Origin of the sequence: Streptomyces sp. L-9-10 (assembly GCF_004151105.1) — a bacterium.
In the GTDB taxonomy this organism is placed as follows: domain Bacteria; phylum Actinomycetota; class Actinomycetes; order Streptomycetales; family Streptomycetaceae; genus Streptomyces.
This window is the reverse complement of the sequence record NZ_PHRF01000097.1, coordinates 41,512-58,782: the sequence shown is the minus strand read 5'-3', so window position 1 is coordinate 58,782 and position 17,271 is coordinate 41,512. Positions and strand designations below refer to the sequence as shown.

Below are 17,271 nucleotides of genomic sequence, written 5' to 3'. Positions count from 1 at the left end.
GCGTTTTGGCACGTCGTTTCGGCGGTTTGGCCTCGTGTCGCCCCACAGCCGGCCGTGTTCCCGCCGTACCACCGCACATATGGCGGGCGCGCTTCCGGTTCATGGTCAAATCTTGTCCACTTCCATGACTCGGCGCGTATGACCGGGCTCCGTCTGTCACTCTGTCGGGATCGTAAGCGGCACAACGCCAGAACCGGATCAGGAGCCGCAGTGGGGCGCATTCCGATCCCGCGCGAGACCCTTCATCTCCCGGCACCCCAGGTGCCGTTACGGAGGGACACGCGGTCGACATCACGTACCAGCCTGCCGGGCAACCCGCTCGCCCCGTCCGCCGCACGCCGCTTCACCCGCGCGGCGCTCGCGGACTGGACCAGCCTCGGGCTGCTCACCACCTGTACCTTCTGCCAGGGGGACGAGGGCTGTTCCCCGGGGGAACACAGCACCGATCTGCTCGCGGACGACGCGGTGCTGATCGTCGACGAACTCGTCACCAACGCGGTGGTGCACGCGGGCACCACCGTCGAGCTGCTCTGCCGGCTGGAGGACCCCGGCGAAGACGTCTCGGGGACCCCGGCGGGAGAGGGCGAGGAACCCGCGGCGCTGGTCCTCGAAATCTCCGACCACCACCCCGCGCGCGCCATACAGAGCGAACCGGCGGGGCAGGGACCGGCCGGCACCCCCGAATACGGACGCGGGCTCCAGCTGGTCGCCTCGCTCGCCGAACGCTGGGGCATCACCTATCGCTCCGGGCTCAAGACCGTCTGGGCCCGCCTCCCGCTCGCGGGCCGGGACCCGGAACAGGACCAGGGGACCGAGCCCGCCCTGCGGCGCGGGCTGCGCGCCGCCGAGATCCTCGCGCCGGCGACCCGTCGCACGGCGCGCGACGACCCCGAGTGGACCGGCCGGGGCGCCCTCTCGTTCCTCGCCGAGGCGTCCGAACTGCTCGCCGGGCAGCTGGACGAGGATCTCGTCGCGGCGCTCGCCGGACAGCTGCTCGTGCCACGGCTCGCGGAGTGGTGCGCGGTCTGGCTGGACGGCGAGGGCGGGCAGCAGGGCGCGGCGCCCCGGCTCGCGCGGGTCTGGCACGCGGACGAGGCCGGGATCGAGCCGCTGCGCCGGATCCTGGAGAAGGAGCCGCCACGGCTGCCGGTCTCGCCGAGGGGCGGCCCGGTGCGGATGCCCTGGCCGGGCGAGGGTTCCGGGGCGGGGACCGGTTCCGGTTCCGGCGCCGGTTCCGGCGCGGTGCTCGCCTGCCGGCTGGTCGCGAACGGGCGCGCGCTCGGCACGCTGGTGCTCGGCAGGCCGGGACAGGACGCGGTCCCCGACGAAGTGACCGCGCTCATCGAGGACTTCGCGCGCCGCGTCGGCCTCGCGATCGGCGCGGCCCGCCGCTACACCCGTCAGGTCACCATCAGCCGGGTCCTGCAACGCGGTCTGCTGCCCACCCAGGTGGCGCGCATCCCGGGCATCGCCAGCTCGCTGGTGTACGAGCCGAGCGACGACGGTCTGGCGGGCGGCGACTTCTACGACGTCTTCCCATGCCCGCCGGGCGACCGCTGGTGCTTCATGCTCGGCGACGTCCAGGGCAGCGGTCCCGAAGCCGCCGTCGTCACCGGCCTGGCGCGCCCCTGGCTGCGGCTGCTCGCCCGCGAGGGCTACCGCGTCGGCGCGGTCCTCGACCGGCTGAACCGGCTGCTCCTGGACGACGCGACGGAGGCGGCCGAGTCCGCGTCCCTGAGGGTCGCCGCGTCCTCTCCGTCCTCGCCGCCTGCGGTGTCCCCGGCGTCCGCGGCGTCCTCCCCGTCCGCGACGCCGTCGTCACCGTCCGAGGGCGGTCAGGCCCGCTTCCTGTCCCTGCTGTACGGCGAACTGATGCCGCTCCCGGGCGCGGGCGGCGCCGTACGGTGCACCCTCGCCAGCGCCGGGCATCCACTGCCGCTGCTCCTGCGGCCGGACGGGACGGTACGCGCGGCGGCGGAACCGCAGCTGCTGCTCGGGGTCGTGGAGAAGGTCGCGTACGAGAGCAGCACCTTCGACCTGGAGCCGGGCGACACCCTGCTCTGCGTCACCGACGGCGTCACGGAGCGCCGCTCCGGCCGGCGGATGCTCGACGACGGCGACGGCCTCGCGCGGGCCCTCGCGGGGTGCGTGGGGCTGACGGCGCAGGGCGTCGCGGAGCGGATACGGCAGACCGTGCACGACTTCGACGAGACACCGCCGGAGGACGACGTGGCGCTGCTGGTGCTCCAGGCGACCTGAGCCGGACGCGTCCCGTACGCGTCCCGACGCGACCTGGCCGTACGCGACCGGGACCCGGGTGGACCGGCGCCGGCCGGTCCACCCGTCGCGTACGGGACACTGGGGGTATGCCTTCCGCACTGCCCGACGGTGACCCCATGCCCGAGACCGGCGCGCTGCCCCCGCACGCCCTCGCGGGCGCGGCGGACCGGCCCCTCGGCTTCTACCTGCACGTTCCGTACTGCGCGACCCGCTGCGGCTACTGCGACTTCAACACGTACACGGCGACCGAGCTGCGCGGCTCGGGCGGTGTCCTGGCCTCCCGCGACAACTACGCGGAGACGCTCGCCGACGAGGTCCGGCTGGCCAGGAAGGTGCTGGGCGACGATCCGAGGCAGGTCCGTACGGTGTTCGTCGGCGGCGGTACGCCGACCCTGCTCGCGGCGGCCGATCTCGTACGGATGCTGGGGGTGATCCGCGACGAGTTCGGGCTCGCGGACGACGCCGAGATCACCACCGAGGCGAATCCGGAATCCGTGGATCCGGCGTATCTGGCGGCCCTGCGGGAGGGCGGCTTCAACCGTGTCTCCTTCGGGATGCAGAGCGCGAAGCAGCACGTACTGAAGGTCCTGGACCGTACGCACACCCCCGGACGGCCCGAGGCGTGCGTCGCGGAGGCGCGCGCGGCGGGCTTCGAGCATGTGAACCTCGATCTGATCTACGGCACGCCGGGGGAGACCGACGACGACTGGCGCGCGTCGCTCGCGGCGGCGGTGGGGGCCGGGCCCGACCACGTCTCCGCGTACGCGCTGATCGTGGAGGAGGGCACCCAGCTGGCCCGGCGCATCCGGCGCGGCGAGGTCCCGATGACGGACGACGACGAGCACGCGGACCGGTATCTGATCGCGGACGAGACGCTGGCGGAGGCGGGCTTCTCCTGGTACGAGGTGTCCAACTGGGCGACCTCGGAAGCGGCCCGCTGTCTGCACAACGAGCTGTACTGGCGCGGCGCGGACTGGTGGGGCGCGGGTCCGGGCGCCCACAGCCACGTCGGGGGCGTGCGCTGGTGGAACGTGAAGCACCCGGGCGCGTACGCGGCGGCGCTGGCGTCGGGACGGTCGCCGGGCGCGGGGCGGGAGATCCTGGCGGCGGAGGACCGCAGGGTGGAGCGCATCCTCCTGGAGCTGCGGCTGTCCGACGGCTGCGATCTGTCTCTGCTGGCGCCGGCGGGACTGGCGGCGGCGGAGCGTGCGGTGGGGGACGGGCTGCTGCGGCGGGGGCCGTACGAGGAGGGGCGGGCGGTGCTGACGCTGCGGGGGCGGTTGCTGGCGGACGCGGTGGTCAGGGACCTGGTGGACTGACGGCGGCGCGCGCGGCGCGGGGTCCGGTCCACGGCACCGGACCCCGCTCCCTGATCCGCCCTGATCCCTACGAAAGACCCCAGGACGAGCACGCCCCCGTCACACGTCACCGCCGGCGGTGACGAAGTCGATCAGTTCCTCCACCCGGCCCAGCAGCGCCGGCTCCAGGTCTCTGTACGTCCGTACCCGCGAGAGGATGTGCTGCCACGCCGCCCCCGTGTTCTCCGGCCAGCCCAGCGCGCGGCACACGCCCGTCTTCCAGTCCTCCCCCCGCGGCACCGTCGGCCACGCCGCGATCCCCACGGACGAGGGCTTCACCGCCTCCCAGACGTCGATATAGGGGTGTCCCACCACCAGGACGTCCGCGCCGGTCACCGCGGACGCGATACGGGACTCCTTCGAGCCCGGTACCAGATGGTCGACCAGGACGCCGAGCCGCGCGTCCGGGGCCGGGGCGAACTCGGTGACGATGGCGGGCAGATCGTCGATGCCGCCCAGGTACTCGACGACCACGCCCTCGACGCGCAGATCGTCGCCCCACACCTTCTCGACCAGCTCGGCGTCATGCCTGCCCTCCACGTAGATGCGGCCCGCCCTGGCCACGCGTGCGCGGACCCCGGGGACGGCCACCGAGCCGGAGGCGGTGCGGGCCGGGCGGGACGGGGCCGCCGTCGCCGGGCGGACCAGGGTGACCGGCCGGCCCTCCAGGAGGAAGCCGGCGGGCAGCAGCGGGAAGACCCGGTGCTTGCCGAAGCGGTCCTCCAGGGTGACCGTCGGCCCCTCGGCGGTCTTCTCGCAGCGGATCACCGCGCCGCAGAAGCCCGTCGACACCTCCTCGACCACCAGATCCGGCTCGGCGGGCACCTCGGGGGCGGGTGCGGACTTCTTCCACGGGGGCGTCAGATCAGGGCTGTAGCTGCGCATTCGCAAGACGATAGGCCGGGCGCGGCACGGGCGCTACGACTCCTTGGCGCGCACGGCCAGCGCGTTCCGCTGCGCCCGGACGAACGCCGCGTCCACCACCGCTCCGTGCCCCGGCACATACAGCGCGTCCTCGCCGCCCAGTGCCAGCAGCCGGTCCAGGGCCGCCGGCCAGCGCGCGGGGAGCGCGTCGGGGCCCGCCTGCGGCTCGCCGGACTCCTCCACCAGGTCGCCGCAGAACACCACCGGAGGGGAGCCCGGCACCAGCATCGCGAGATCGTGGGCGGTGTGACCGGGCCCGGCGTTCACGAGAAGGACCCTGAGGCCGCCCAGGTCCAGCGTCACTTCCCCGGAGACCGCGTGCCGGGGCGCCACCAGGAGACCGACCGCCTCGGCGGCTTCCCCGGCGGCGACCCCGTGGCGCACGGCGTCCTCGTACAGGCCCGTCGTGCCGCCGGTCAGCAGCTCCGCCACGCCCGCGGCCCCGTACACCTCGGTCCCGGCGAACGCGGCCGTCCCGAGCACATGGTCGAAGTGCGGGTGGCTCAGCGCGATATGGGTCACACGCCGGCCGCCCAGTGGCATCCGGGCCCGGATCCCGGCGCCCTCGCGGAGCGTGGAGCCCGTGTCGTACAGCAGTGCCGCGTCGGTGCCGACGGCCAGTCCGGCCGTCGCGTCCCACCCCGGCAGCCGCAGCCGCCCCACCCCCGGGGCGAGACGTTCCCATCCGGACTCTTCCCAGGGGATGTTCGTGGGCACGTTCATACCGGGACGCTACGGGACGCTATCGGCAACGACCAGCGCGATGCCGGGGTAGCGTGGTCGGCTGCTCTTGCTAGCGGTGTACCCCACGGCCGTACACTGGCTGGGGGAGTGCTGGCACTCCTCCAGAGCGAGTGCCAAAGCCGGAACGACGGACGAGAGCTGGAGGTGTGCGCGATGCTCAGCGAACGCAGGCTGGAGGTGCTGCGCGCCATCGTCCAGGACTATGTCGGGACGGAGGAGCCGGTCGGCTCCAAGGCGCTCACCGAGCGGCACAGGCTCGGTGTCTCCCCGGCGACCGTCCGCAACGACATGGCGGTGCTGGAGGACGAGGGCTTCATCGCCCAGCCGCACACCAGCGCGGGCCGTATCCCGACGGACAAGGGATACCGGCTCTTCGTCGACAAGCTGGCGGGGGTCAAGCCCCTTTCCTCGCCGGAGCGCCGCGCCATCCAGAACTTCCTGGACGGAGCCGTCGACCTCGACGATGTCGTGGGCCGTACGGTACGGCTGCTGGCGCAGCTCACCCGGCAGGTCGCCGTCGTCCAGTACCCCTCGCTGACCCGTTCGACGGTGCGGCATGTGGAGCTGCTGGCGCTGGCGCCCGCCCGGCTGATGCTCGTCCTGATCACGGACACCGGACGGGTCGAGCAGCGCATGATCGACTGTCCCGCGCCCTTCGGCGAGACCTCGCTCGCGGACCTGAGGGCCCGGCTCAACAGCCGGGTCGTCGGGCGTCGCTTCGCGGATGTCCCGCAGCTGGTGCAGGACCTGCCCGATTCCTTCGAGCAGGAGGACCGGGGGACCGTCACCACGGTGCTCGCGACCCTGCTCGAAACCCTGGTCGAGGAGACCGAGGAGCGGCTGATGATCGGCGGTACCGCCAACATCACCCGCTTCGGACACGATTTCCCTTTGACCATCCGGCCGGTGCTGGAGGCGCTGGAGGAGCATGTGGTGCTCCTCAAGCTGCTCGGCGAGGCCAAGGACCCGGGCATGACCGTACGTATCGGGCACGAGAACGCCCATGAGGGACTCAACTCCACGTCCGTCGTCGCGGTCGGCTACGGTTCGGGCGACGAGGCAGTCGCCAAACTCGGCGTGGTCGGACCGACCCGCATGGACTACCCCGGAACGATGGGAGCGGTACGCGCAGTGGCACGTTACGTCGGACAGATCCTGGCGGAGTCGTAAGTGGCCACGGACTATTACGCCGTACTCGGCGTGCGCCGCGACGCATCTCAGGACGAGATCAAGAAGGCATTCCGCAGACTCGCCCGCGAGCTGCATCCGGATGTCAATCCCGATCCCAAGACGCAAGAGCGCTTCAAGGAGATCAACGCCGCCTACGAGGTGTTGTCGGACCCGCAGAAGAAGCAGGTCTACGACCTCGGCGGCGACCCCCTCTCGCAGAGCGGAGGCGGGGGCGCGGGCGGGTTCGGAGCCGGTGGCTTCGGCAACTTCTCCGACATCATGGACGCGTTCTTCGGTACGGCGTCGCAGCGCGGCCCGCGGTCGCGGACGCGGCGCGGCCAGGACGCGATGATCCGGCTGGAGATCGACCTCAACGAGTCGGCCTTCGGTACGACCAAGGACATCCAGGTCGACACGGCCGTGGTCTGTACGACCTGTTCGGGCGAGGGCGCGGCGCCGGGCACCTCGGCGCAGACCTGTGACATGTGCCGCGGCCGCGGTGAGGTCTCGCAGGTCACCCGGTCCTTCCTGGGCCAGGTCATGACCTCGCGGCCGTGCCCGCAGTGCCAGGGCTTCGGTACGGTCGTGCCGACGCCGTGCCCCGAGTGCGCGGGCGACGGCCGGATCCGGTCCCGCCGTACGCTCACCGTCAAGATCCCGGCCGGGGTCGACAACGGCACGCGTATCCAGCTCGCGGGCGAGGGCGAGGTCGGGCCCGGCGGCGGTCCCGCCGGTGATCTGTACGTCGAGATCCATGAGCTGCCGCACGCGGTGTTCCAGCGGCGCGGCGACGATCTGCACTGCACGGTCACGATCCCGATGACCGCGGCGTCGCTGGGCACGAAGTGCCCGCTGGAGACGCTGGACGGCCTGGAGGAGATCGACGTACGTCCTGGCACGCAGTCGGGCCAGTCGATCCCGCTCCACGGCCGGGGCATCACGCACCTGCGGGGCGGCGGCCGGGGCGATCTGATCGTGCACGTCGAGGTGATGACCCCGTCGAAGCTGGATCCGGAGCAGGAGCGCCTGCTGCGGGAGCTGGCGAAGCTGCGCGGCGAGGAGCGGCCCACCGGCCAGTTCCAGCCCGGACAGCAGGGACTGTTCTCGCGGCTGAAGGACGCCTTCAACGGCCGTTGACGGTACGGGTTTCGGTGAATGGCCCGGGGACCGCTCCCCGGGCCATTCGCGTTGTCCCCCGGCGTGACACCCGTGATCCGCCGCGCATTCCTCTGTCACATGCCCGACGCGGCACCGATTCGTAGCTGTCATACAAGGCATGGCACGATGCCTGCATGTCCTCCGCACTGACCGATCTCTGCCGGTATCCGATCGTGCAGGCCCCCATGGCGGGCGGCGCCTCCTGTCCGCAGCTGGCCGCGGCCGTCTCCGAGGCCGGCGGTCTCGGGTTCCTCGCCGCCGGGTACAAAACGGCGGACGGCATGTACGAAGAGGTCAAACAGCTGCGTGGGCTGACCGCCCGGCCCTTCGGCATCAATCTCTTCATGCCGCAGCCCCGCTACGCCGACCACGCGGCCGTCGAGGTGTACCGCAACCAGCTCGCCGGTGAGGCGACCTGGTACGAGACACCGCTCGGCGACCCCGACGCCGGACGGGACGACGGCTACGAGGCGAAGCTGGCGATACTGCTCGACGACCCGGTACCCGTCGTGTCGTTCACCTTCGGCTGCCCGACCAGGACGACACTCGACGCCCTCGCCCAGGCCGGGACGTACACCGTGGTCACGGTGACCACCCCCGAGGAGGCCCAGACCGCGCAGTGGTCCGGCGCCGACGCCGTCTGCGTCCAGGGTGTCGAGGCCGGCGGCCACCAGGGCACGCACCGCGACGATCCGGCCACCGACGCCGCGGGCATCGGGCTGCTCTCGCTGGTGACCCAGGTCAGGGAGGCCGTACAGCTGCCGGTCATCGCCGCCGGCGGGCTGATGCGCGGGGGCCAGATCGCGGGGGTGCTCGCGGCGGGCGCGGACGCGGCGCAGCTCGGCACGGCGTTCCTGGTGTGCCCGGAGTCCGGCGCGCACGCGCTGCACAAGCAGGCCATGACCAATCCGCTGTTCGTACGGACCGAGCTGACCCGGGCGTTCTCCGGGCGCCCCGCGCGCGGCCTCGTGAACCGCTTCATGCGCGAGCACGGCCCCTACGCCCCGCCCGCCTATCCCGAGGTCCACCACCTCACCTCCGGGCTGCGCAAGGCCGCCGCCAAGGTGGGCGACCCGCAGGGCATGGCGCTCTGGGCGGGACAGGGCCACCGCATGGCCCGCGAGCTGCCCGCAGGACAGCTGGTCGAGGTGCTGAAGGGTGAACTCGAAGCGACCCGCGCCTCGTTGATGCCGGGTCTGGGCAACGTCTCGTGACCGCCCCTGTGTTCGTCACCGAGAGCGGCGGACTGCGGGTCGGTACGGTCACCCTGGACGGCCCGGAAGGGCGGCACGCCGTCTCCGTACGGCGGCTGCGCGTCGGCGAGGAGATCGTGCTGACGGACGGCGAGGGCACCGGCGCGTACGGGACGGTCGCGGCGGTCGAGGGCAAGGACCGGCTGGACGTCGCCGTCACCGGGGTACGGACCGAGCCGGAGCCCACGCCCCGCATCACCGTCGTCCAGGCGCTGCCCAAGGGCGACCGCGGGGAACTGGCCGTCGAGACGATGACCGAGACCGGCGTCGACGCGATCGTGCCGTGGCAGGCGGCGCGCTGCATCACGCAGTGGAAGGGCGACCGGGGCGCCAAGGCGCTCGCCAAGTGGCGGGCCACGGCGCGCGAGGCGGGCAAGCAGTCGCGCAGGCTCCGCTTCCCCGAGGTCACGGACGCGCTGTCGGCCAGGCAGGTCGCGGCGCTGCTCGCGGACGCGGACTTCGCCGCCGTACTGCACGAGGAGGGCAGTGAGCCGCTGGCCACCGCGCCGCTGCCCGCCGAGGGCCGGATCGTGCTGGTCGTGGGGCCCGAAGGGGGCGTGTCCCCACAGGAGTTGACGGCTTTCGCGGAGGCGGGCGCGCGGCCGTACCGGCTCGGCCGCAGCGTGCTGCGCACCTCCACCGCGGGGACGGCGGCCGCGGCGCTCCTGCTCGGCCGGACCGGCCGCTGGTCCTGACGGGCAGCCGGTCCCGGCGGGCCGCCGGGCCATCGTCCGGGACGGCGCCGGGACTGCCTCCGTACGTCTACAGGCGGCCACGCGCCCCTACCGCAGCGGATACCATGCCGACGTACTCAACTGATCACCAGTGGTGCCGAGGAGGCCCGGACCATGGCGGGAGAACCGCAGGCGGACTGCCTGTTCTGCAAGATCGTCGCGGGGGAGGTGCCGGCCACCGTCGTCCGCGAGACGGAGACCACCCTCGCCTTCCGTGACATAAACCCGCAGGCCCCGACCCATGTCCTGGTCATCCCGCGGGCGCACTACCCGGACGCGGGCACCCTCGCCGCGGCCGAACCCGCCATCGCCGCCGATGTGCTGCGCGAGGCCGCCGCGGTCGCCGCCGACGACAAGACCGATGGCAGCGGCTACCGGATCGTCTTCAACACGGGCGCGGGCGCGGGCCAGACCGTCTTCCACGCGCACGCCCATGTCCTGGGCGGACGCGGCTTCAACTGGCCCCCCGGGTAGGCGTCTTGTCCGTACGGGAACTGGTCGTGCTGGGCACCGCGAGCCAGGTGCCCACCCGCCATCGCAACCACAACGGCTATCTGCTGCGCTGGGACGGCGAGGGCCTGCTCTTCGACCCGGGCGAGGGCACCCAGCGCCAGATGCTGCGCGCCGGGGTCGCCGCGCACGACATCAACCGCATCTGTGTCACGCACTTCCACGGCGATCACTCGCTCGGACTGGCCGGGGTCATCCAGCGGATCAACCTCGACCAGGTGCCGCACGAGATCACCGCGCACTATCCGGCGAGCGGGCAGCGCTTCTTCGAGCGGCTGCGGTACGCCACGGCCTACCGCGAGTCCGTCGAGCTGACCGAAGCGCCGGTCACCGCCGACGGCGTGCTCGCGCGTACCCCCGCGTACACCCTGGAGGCGCGGAAGCTCTCCCATCCCGTCGAGTCGTACGGCTACCGCCTCACCGAGCCCGACGGGCGCCGCATGGACCCGGCGCGGCTGGCCGCGCACGGCATCGCGGGCCCGGACGTCGGCCGCCTCCAGCGCGAGGGCGTGCTGAACGGCGTCACGCTGGAGGATGTCAGCGAGACGCGCCGGGGACAGCGGTTCGCCTTCGTCATGGACACCCGGCTCTGCGACGGCGTGCACGCGCTGGCCGAGGGGTGCGATCTGCTGGTCATCGAGTCGACGTTCCTCGACGGGGACGAGCGACTGGCCACCGACCACGGCCATCTCACCGCGGGCCAGGCCGGGCGGGCGGCCCGGGACGCGGGCGTGGGGCATCTGGTGCTCACGCACTTCTCGCAGCGCTACAGCGACCCGGACGAGTTCGAACGGCAGGCGCGCGCGGCGGGCTTCGAAGGCGAACTGACGGTCGCCGCCGACCTCGTACGGGTACCGCTGCCCAAGCGTTCCCGCTGAGATCCGCTCCGGCGCGGCCGGACCGTCTTCCCGCGCCCGGCGGATCGGGCAGACTGTCCGGATCCGCACGCGACCGGGAGCCCGCCGTGATCACATCCAACGGAGACCCGCAGGAACACTCCGCCCATGTCGACCCGCTGCGCGCCCTGCGCGCCCCGGACGATCCCGACTGCGATGTGTATCTGACGGGCACGGTCTTCCTCGACATCATCTTCACCGGGCTGGACAGCGCACCCGTACGCGGCACGGAGTCCTGGGCACGGGGGATGGGGTCGAGCCCCGGCGGGATCGCCAACATGGCCACCGCCCTCGCCCGCCTCGGACTGCACACCTCGCTCGCGGCGGCCTTCGGCGACGACCACTACGGCGAGTACTGCTGGGACGCGCTGGAGCAGGGCGAGGGCATCGACCTGTCCCGGTCACGGACGGTCCCCGGCTGGCACTCGCCGGTCACCGTCTCCATGGCGTACGAGGACGAGCGCACGATGATCTCGCACGGCCACGAGGCCCCGCCGCCCGAGGGGGCCCTCCCCGAGTGCCCGCCGCGCGCCCGCGCCGCCGTCGCCGCGCTCACCCCCGGCCGCCGCGACGAGTGGATCGCCCGCGCCGCCCGCCACGGGGCGCGGATCTTCGCCGATGTCGGCTGGGACGACACCGGCCGCTGGGATCTGAAGGGACTGGCCGATCTGGAGCACTGCGAGGCGTTCCTGCCCAACGCCGAGGAGGCGATGCGCTACACCCGCACCGACTGCCCCAGGACCGCCGCGCGGGTGCTCGCCGAGCGGGTGCCGGTGGCCGTCGTCACGCTGGGCGGGGACGGCGCGTACGCGGTGGACGGCGCCACCGGCGAGACCGCCGAGGTCCCGGCGATCGCGGTGGAGGCCCTCGACCCGACGGGCGCGGGCGATGTCTTCGTGGCCGGATTCGTCACGGGCACGCTCGCCGGCTGGCCGCTCGCGGACCGGCTGGCCTTCGCGGGGCTGACCGCCGCGCTCTCGGTCCAGGAGTTCGGCGGCTCGCTCTCCGCGCCCGGCTGGTCGGAGGTGGCGACCTGGTGGCAGTACGTACGGACCTCCCCGGACCAGGACCCGGCGGCGCTGCGGCGCTACGCCTTCCTGGAGGAGCTGCTGCCCGCGCCGAGCAGGCCGTGGCCGCTGCGCAGGGCCGTACCGACCATCGGCTTCGGCCGCTCGGCCTGAGGACGGGAAGGCACGCGGACGACGGATCTCGCCCGGCCGGCGGCACCGGGGTGGAGTTCGCCCGCGGCGCCGGGTGGAGTCCGCCCGCGGCAGCCGGTGGGGTTTGCCGACGATACATGGAAAAGCCCTAGGGCCTTGTCCGTGCGGGGTCGTACGCTGGTACCCCAGAGGTTGTCGAGCAGCGAGAACCCTGCAACGGGAGGTATGTGCAGGCCACAGCGCCGGCCCATGACTCAGACACCTACAGTCCAGACCCCCGCGTCGGGGCAGGCACGTGCCCAGTGGACCGTCCCCGCCAAGCACCCCATGGTGACGGTCCTGGGCTCCGGAGACACCCTCCTGCGGGTGATCGAGAAGGCGTTCCCGGCCGCAGACATCCATGTCCGGGGAAACGAGATCAGCGCGACCGGCAACGCGGCGGATGTCGCGATGATCCAGCGCCTGTTCGACGAAATGATGCTGGTGCTCCGCACCGGTCAGCCGATGACGGAGGACGCAGTGGAACGTTCGATCGCCATGCTCAGGGCGAGCGAGAACGGCGGAGCGGACGGTCCCGAGACGCCCGCCGAGGTGCTCACCCAGAACATCCTGTCCAGCCGCGGCCGGACGATCCGCCCCAAGACGCTCAACCAGAAGCGCTATGTCGACGCGATCGACAAGCACACGATCGTCTTCGGCATCGGCCCCGCCGGTACGGGCAAGACGTATCTCGCCATGGCCAAGGCGGTCCAGGCCCTGCTGTCCAAGCAGGTCACGCGGATCATCCTGACCAGGCCCGCCGTCGAGGCGGGCGAGCGGCTCGGCTTCCTGCCCGGCACGCTCTACGAGAAGATCGACCCGTACCTGCGGCCGCTCTACGACGCGCTGCACGACATGCTCGACCCCGACTCGATCCCGCGTCTGATGGCGGCGGGCACGATCGAGGTGGCGCCGCTGGCCTACATGCGCGGCCGCACGCTCAATGACGCGTTCATCATCCTCGACGAGGCGCAGAACACGAGCACCGAGCAGATGAAGATGTTCCTGACGCGGCTCGGCTTCGACTCGAAGATCGTCATCACCGGCGACATCACCCAGGTCGACCTGCCGGGCGGCACGAAGAGCGGTCTGCGCCAGGTGCAGGACATCCTGGACGGCGTCGACGACATCCACTTCTCCCGGCTCACGTCCCAGGATGTCGTACGGCACAAGCTCGTCGGCCGTATCGTCGACGCGTACGAACAGTACGACAGCCAAAACGGGAAGTAGAGCGACCGCGCACCATGTCGATCGACGTCAACAACGAGTCAGGCACCGAGGTCGACGAGCAGGCGATCCTCGACGTCGCCCGCTACGCGCTCACGAGGATGCGCATCCACCCGCTCTCCGAACTGTCGGTGATCGTGGTGGACGAGGCCGCCATGGAACAGCTGCACATCCAGTGGATGGATCTGCCGGGGCCGACGGATGTCATGTCCTTCCCGATGGACGAGCTGCGTCCGCCGGTCAAGGACGACGAGGAGCCCCCGCAGGGCCTCCTCGGTGACATCGTGCTCTGCCCCGAGGTGGCGAAGAAGCAGGGCGAGGAAGCCCCGACGCGGCACACCATGGACGAGGAGCTCCAGCTGCTCACCGTCCACGGTGTGCTGCATCTCCTCGGGTACGACCACGAAGTGCCGGACGAGCGGGCCGAGATGTTCGGCCTCCAGGCGGCCATCGTCGACGGCTGGCGGTCCGAGCAGGGGCTCACCGGTCCGTCGCCCGCGCCGACGGTCTCATGACCGCGCAACTGATCGTCGGAGCGGTCGCCCTGGTCGTCGTGGCCTGGCTGGCGGCCTCGGCCGAGGCGGGCCTCGCCCGGGTCTCCAGCTTCCGGGCGGCCGAGGCCGTCCGGTCGGGGCGGCGGGGCGCGGCCAAGCTGGCCCAGGTCGCCTCCGACCCGACGCGCTATCTGAACGTGGCCCTGCTGGTCCGGGTCGCCTGTGAGATGGCGGCCGGGGTACTCGTCACGTACGTCTGCCTGAAGGAGTTCGAGGAGACCTGGGCGGCGCTGGTCGTCGCCATCGGCGTGATGGTGCTCGTCTCGTACGTCGCGGTGGGTGTCTCGCCCCGTACGATCGGCCGCCAGCATCCGCTGAACACGGCGACGGCCTCGGCGTATGTCCTGCTGCCGCTCGCCAGGATCATGGGCCCGGTCCCGCAGCTGCTGATCCTGCTGGGCAACGCGCTCACCCCCGGCAAGGGCTTCCGCAAGGGACCGTTCGCCAGCGAGGCCGAGCTGCGGGCGATGGTCGACCTCGCCGAGTCGGAGTCCCTCATCGAGGACGACGAGCGCCGGATGGTGCACTCCGTCTTCGAGCTGGGCGACACGCTCGTACGGGAGGTCATGGTCCCGCGCACGGACCTGGTGTGCATCGAGCGGTACAAGACGATCCGTCAGGCGCTCACGCTGGCGCTGCGCTCCGGCTTCTCCCGTATCCCGGTGACGGGGGAGAACGAGGACGACATCGTCGGCATCGTGTACCTCAAGGACCTGGTCAGGAAGACGCATATCAACCGGGACTCCGAAGCCGACCTGGTCTCCACGGCGATGCGGCCCGCCGCGTTCGTGCCCGACACGAAGAACGCGGGCGATCTGCTGCGTGAGATGCAGCAGGAGCGCAGCCATGTCGCGGTGGTGATCGACGAGTACGGCGGCACGGCCGGCATCGTCACGATCGAGGACATCCTGGAGGAGATCGTCGGCGAGATCACCGACGAGTACGACCGCGAACTGCCGCCGGTCGAGGAGCTGGGCGACGGCTCGTACCGTGTCACGGCGCGGCTGGACATCGGTGACCTCGGGGAGCTGTTCGGGCTCGACGAGTACGACGACGAGGACGTGGAGACCGTCGGCGGCCTCCTGGCGAAGGCCCTGGGCCGCGTCCCGATCGCCGGCGCCACCGCCGACGTCGACCTGCCGGACGGCCGCACGCTCCGGCTGACGGCCGAATCCCCGGCCGGCCGCCGGAACAAGATCGTCACCGTCCTCGCGGAACCGGTCCGCGAGGAAGCCCCGGCCCCGTGACTCCGGCGGAACTGACGGCGTGCTGCCTGGCCCTGAACGGAACGTCCTCGGACGTTCCGTTCCCGCGCAGCCCGGACATCACGGTCTTCAGGGTCGCCACGAAGATCTTCGCGATCTGCGCCCTGGAGGACCGCCCGCTGAAGGTCTCCCTCAAGTGCGCCCCGGAGGAAGCGATCCGCCTCCGCGAGACCCACCCGGAAATCGTCCCGGGCTGGCACCTCAACAAGCGCCACTGGAACACGGTGACGGTCGGCCCCCTGCCCGCCAGGATGGTGCGGGAGCTGATCGAGGACTCGTACGACCTGGTGGTGGCGGGCCTCCCGAAACAGGAACGCCTGAGACTGGACAGACCCTGAGCCGGGCGGCGCGGGGTGCCTGCGGCCGGCTCACAGGCCGGTGACGGTGAATTCACGCAGCCGCATGATGAGCTGTCCGGCCCGGACCCAGCGGATGCGCGGATCGTCGAAAGCCACTCCCACCGCGCCCAATGGGACAGGGGACGGATTCCCCGGAGCGTAGAGCGCTCCCCGCACCCCGGCCAGGCCGAAGGAACGGACACGAAGGGCTACAGACCGGGTACGGAGATGCGGGCATACCCGCATGGACCTCACGGCGCACGGTCGGCAGAGCGGTGGATGGGCCGTGATGAGATCACGCGGCCAGGAGCCCGGGTCGGCCGGATCCTCGCCCAGCAGCCAGAGCACCCCATCCGCATCGCGGTCGGCGGGCCGGGCACAGATCTGGCAGAGGAGTTGCGCCATCGCGCGCCGCTGTCGCAGGGCGTGGACCTTGCCGAACTGGGGCCATCCCCTGCCGGGCAGCGAGCGGACACGGGTCCACAGCACGCCGTCCGTGTCACGGTCGTACGGCCGCTCGTCCGCGTACCCGATGCCCCGGCCCTTCGTGACGACGCGCGGGCCGGGGGCCCGCTCCGCGCTCCACTCGGCGATGTACGGCACAGGATCCGAATGATGCGGTCCGCTTACCCCAGCTGCACTTTGACGCCCCATCGGCGCACCTCGCCCTTTCGGTCCGGCGACATCTCTAGACATCTTGAGTGAAGCGAACATCTCTAGAGATGTCAATCGGGTTCGGGGGGCGCGCCATCGGCGGGTGCGGGCATGCGGCCCGAAGTGCGCTGGTACACGCGTGCCCTAGGGTGTCTAGAGAAGAGGGAGGACGTTCACGTATGGCCACAAGCGGCGGCGCCCGTCAGCCGAAGTACCAGCGCATCGCCGACGCGCTACGGGAGGCGATTCGGGCGGGCGAGTACGGGCCGGGCGCGCGGCTGCCGGGTGAGAACGACCTCATGGCCGCCCACGGCGTCGCCCGTATGACCGCGCGGCAGGCGCTGGGCGTTCTGCAGAGTGAGGGGATCGCCGAGTCCCGCAAGGGCGCGGGCGTGTTCGTACGGTCGTTCCGGCCGCTGCGCCGGCATGGTGTTCAGCGGCTGGCCGGTGAGCGGTGGGGTGCCGGGCGGTCGGTCTGGTCGGCGGACATCGAGGACCGGACGCTCGTCGTGGACCAGGTCGGTGTGGCTGAGGAGCCCGCCCGGGAACGGATCGCACACGTCCTGGACATCGCCCCGGACGACGCCGTCTGCGTACGGCAGCGGCGCTACGTCCTGGAGGGCAAGCCGGTTCTGCTGGCCACCAGCTTCCTGCCCGCCGCCCTCGTCGCGGGTTCGGCCATCACGCGGGAGGACACCGGTCCCGGCGGGATCTACGCACGACTCGACGAACTCGGCCTCAGGCCCGTGCACTTCAGGGAAGAGGTCCGCTCCCGCATGCCGTCCCAGGACGAGGCGCACCGGCTGAGCCTCTCCGCGGGCACGCCCGTCATGCTCATCTGCCGTACGGCGTTCACCGCGGAGCGGCGGCCGGTCGAGGTCAACGAGATGGTTCTCGACTCCGCGTCGTACGTGCTCGAGTACGACTTCGACGCGTAGGGCCCGTCCGGCCCGGCGGGCGAGAGACCGTCCGGGTGCGGCCCGTTGGTGGGCGTGGTGGGCGTGGTG

The 17,271-nt window shown here is 71.9% G+C and carries 17 protein-coding genes; 14 read left to right on the top strand and 3 right to left on the bottom strand.

The features are described from left to right. Positions 1-210: 210 nt before the first annotated feature. Positions 211-2,259, top strand: a complete 2,049-nt coding sequence (locus CU044_RS25400; protein ID WP_240045834.1) for a SpoIIE family protein phosphatase — start codon at positions 211-213, stop codon at positions 2,257-2,259. Between the two features lie 107 nt (positions 2,260-2,366). After that, complete coding sequence (gene hemW, locus CU044_RS25395; protein ID WP_129771068.1) at positions 2,367-3,599, top strand: radical SAM family heme chaperone HemW; 1,233 nt, start codon at positions 2,367-2,369, stop codon at positions 3,597-3,599. A 99-nt stretch (positions 3,600-3,698) separates the two neighbouring features. Here the strand turns inward: hemW and CU044_RS25390 are convergent, their stop codons facing one another. Both CU044_RS25390 and CU044_RS25385 read right to left on the bottom strand, forming a co-directional pair. Further along, positions 3,699-4,523 (bottom strand): DUF3097 domain-containing protein, encoded by an 825-nt coding sequence (locus tag CU044_RS25390; RefSeq protein WP_129771067.1) that lies wholly within the window; start codon positions 4,521-4,523, stop codon positions 3,699-3,701. 33 nt (positions 4,524-4,556) lie between these two features. Further along, entirely contained in the window at positions 4,557-5,285 is a 729-nt protein-coding gene (locus CU044_RS25385; protein ID WP_129771066.1) for an MBL fold metallo-hydrolase, read from the bottom strand. Between the two features lie 174 nt (positions 5,286-5,459). On the opposite strand from CU044_RS25385, the gene hrcA reads away from it, so the two are divergent. The 11 genes from hrcA to CU044_RS25330 all read left to right on the top strand — a co-directional run bounded on the left by hrcA (position 5,460) and on the right by CU044_RS25330 (position 15,610). Then, positions 5,460-6,476, top strand: coding sequence for a heat-inducible transcriptional repressor HrcA (gene hrcA / locus CU044_RS25380; RefSeq protein ID WP_129771065.1), 1,017 nt, complete (start codon positions 5,460-5,462; stop codon positions 6,474-6,476). Further along, entirely contained in the window at positions 6,477-7,613 is a 1,137-nt protein-coding gene (gene dnaJ / locus CU044_RS25375) for a molecular chaperone DnaJ (RefSeq protein ID WP_030354199.1), read from the top strand. Positions 7,614-7,768: 155 nt separating this feature from the next. Next, positions 7,769-8,848, top strand: a complete 1,080-nt coding sequence (locus tag CU044_RS25370; RefSeq protein ID WP_129771064.1) for a nitronate monooxygenase — start codon at positions 7,769-7,771, stop codon at positions 8,846-8,848. Then, complete coding sequence (locus CU044_RS25365) at positions 8,845-9,582, top strand: 16S rRNA (uracil(1498)-N(3))-methyltransferase (RefSeq protein WP_129771063.1); 738 nt, start codon at positions 8,845-8,847, stop codon at positions 9,580-9,582. The genes CU044_RS25370 and CU044_RS25365 overlap by 4 nt, the downstream gene beginning before the upstream one ends. A gap of 153 nt (positions 9,583-9,735) precedes the next feature. Next, positions 9,736-10,095, top strand: coding sequence for a histidine triad nucleotide-binding protein (locus CU044_RS25360; RefSeq protein ID WP_129771062.1), 360 nt, complete (start codon positions 9,736-9,738; stop codon positions 10,093-10,095). A 5-nt stretch (positions 10,096-10,100) separates the two neighbouring features. Then, positions 10,101-11,009, top strand: coding sequence for a ribonuclease Z (locus CU044_RS25355; RefSeq protein WP_129771061.1), 909 nt, complete (start codon positions 10,101-10,103; stop codon positions 11,007-11,009). An 86-nt stretch (positions 11,010-11,095) separates the two neighbouring features. Next, entirely contained in the window at positions 11,096-12,208 is a 1,113-nt protein-coding gene (locus tag CU044_RS25350; RefSeq protein WP_193564070.1) for a PfkB family carbohydrate kinase, read from the top strand. A gap of 228 nt (positions 12,209-12,436) precedes the next feature. Next, positions 12,437-13,456, top strand: a complete 1,020-nt coding sequence (locus tag CU044_RS25345) for a PhoH family protein (protein WP_129771060.1) — start codon at positions 12,437-12,439, stop codon at positions 13,454-13,456. Positions 13,457-13,470: 14 nt separating this feature from the next. Next, the gene (ybeY, locus tag CU044_RS25340) at positions 13,471-13,968 is read left to right on the top strand and encodes an rRNA maturation RNase YbeY (protein WP_129771059.1); all 498 of its coding nucleotides are present in this window, start codon (positions 13,471-13,473) and stop codon (positions 13,966-13,968) included. Next, the gene (locus CU044_RS25335) at positions 13,965-15,254 is read left to right on the top strand and encodes a hemolysin family protein (protein WP_129771058.1); all 1,290 of its coding nucleotides are present in this window, start codon (positions 13,965-13,967) and stop codon (positions 15,252-15,254) included. Before ybeY ends, CU044_RS25335 begins: the two co-directional genes overlap by 4 nt. Beyond that, complete coding sequence (locus tag CU044_RS25330; RefSeq protein ID WP_129771057.1) at positions 15,251-15,610, top strand: MmcQ/YjbR family DNA-binding protein; 360 nt, start codon at positions 15,251-15,253, stop codon at positions 15,608-15,610. The genes CU044_RS25335 and CU044_RS25330 overlap by 4 nt, the downstream gene beginning before the upstream one ends. A 30-nt stretch (positions 15,611-15,640) precedes the next feature. Here CU044_RS25330 and CU044_RS25325 read toward each other — a convergent pair whose 3' ends face one another. Beyond that, entirely contained in the window at positions 15,641-16,213 is a 573-nt protein-coding gene (locus CU044_RS25325) for a hypothetical protein (protein WP_240045833.1), read from the bottom strand. Positions 16,214-16,443: 230 nt separating this feature from the next. Here CU044_RS25325 and CU044_RS25320 point away from each other — a divergent pair, with 230 nt between their 5' ends. Then, positions 16,444-17,202 (top strand): GntR family transcriptional regulator, encoded by a 759-nt coding sequence (locus CU044_RS25320; protein WP_129771055.1) that lies wholly within the window; start codon positions 16,444-16,446, stop codon positions 17,200-17,202. Positions 17,203-17,271: the final 69 nt, after the last annotated feature.

Coding starts and splice junctions, on each gene's coding strand:
- hemW (WP_129771068.1), top strand. CDS start 2,367: ATGCCTTCCGCACTGCCCGACGGTGACCCCATGCCCGAGACCGGCGCG.
- CU044_RS25390 (WP_129771067.1), bottom strand. CDS start 4,523: ATGCGCAGCTACAGCCCTGATCTGACGCCCCCGTGGAAGAAGTCCGCA.
- CU044_RS25385 (WP_129771066.1), bottom strand. CDS start 5,285: ATGAACGTGCCCACGAACATCCCCTGGGAAGAGTCCGGATGGGAACGT.
- hrcA (WP_129771065.1), top strand. CDS start 5,460: ATGCTCAGCGAACGCAGGCTGGAGGTGCTGCGCGCCATCGTCCAGGAC.
- CU044_RS25370 (WP_129771064.1), top strand. CDS start 7,769: ATGTCCTCCGCACTGACCGATCTCTGCCGGTATCCGATCGTGCAGGCC.
- CU044_RS25360 (WP_129771062.1), top strand. CDS start 9,736: ATGGCGGGAGAACCGCAGGCGGACTGCCTGTTCTGCAAGATCGTCGCG.
- CU044_RS25345 (WP_129771060.1), top strand. CDS start 12,437: ATGACTCAGACACCTACAGTCCAGACCCCCGCGTCGGGGCAGGCACGT.
- ybeY (WP_129771059.1), top strand. CDS start 13,471: ATGTCGATCGACGTCAACAACGAGTCAGGCACCGAGGTCGACGAGCAG.
- CU044_RS25335 (WP_129771058.1), top strand. CDS start 13,965: ATGACCGCGCAACTGATCGTCGGAGCGGTCGCCCTGGTCGTCGTGGCC.
- CU044_RS25320 (WP_129771055.1), top strand. CDS start 16,444: ATGGCCACAAGCGGCGGCGCCCGTCAGCCGAAGTACCAGCGCATCGCC.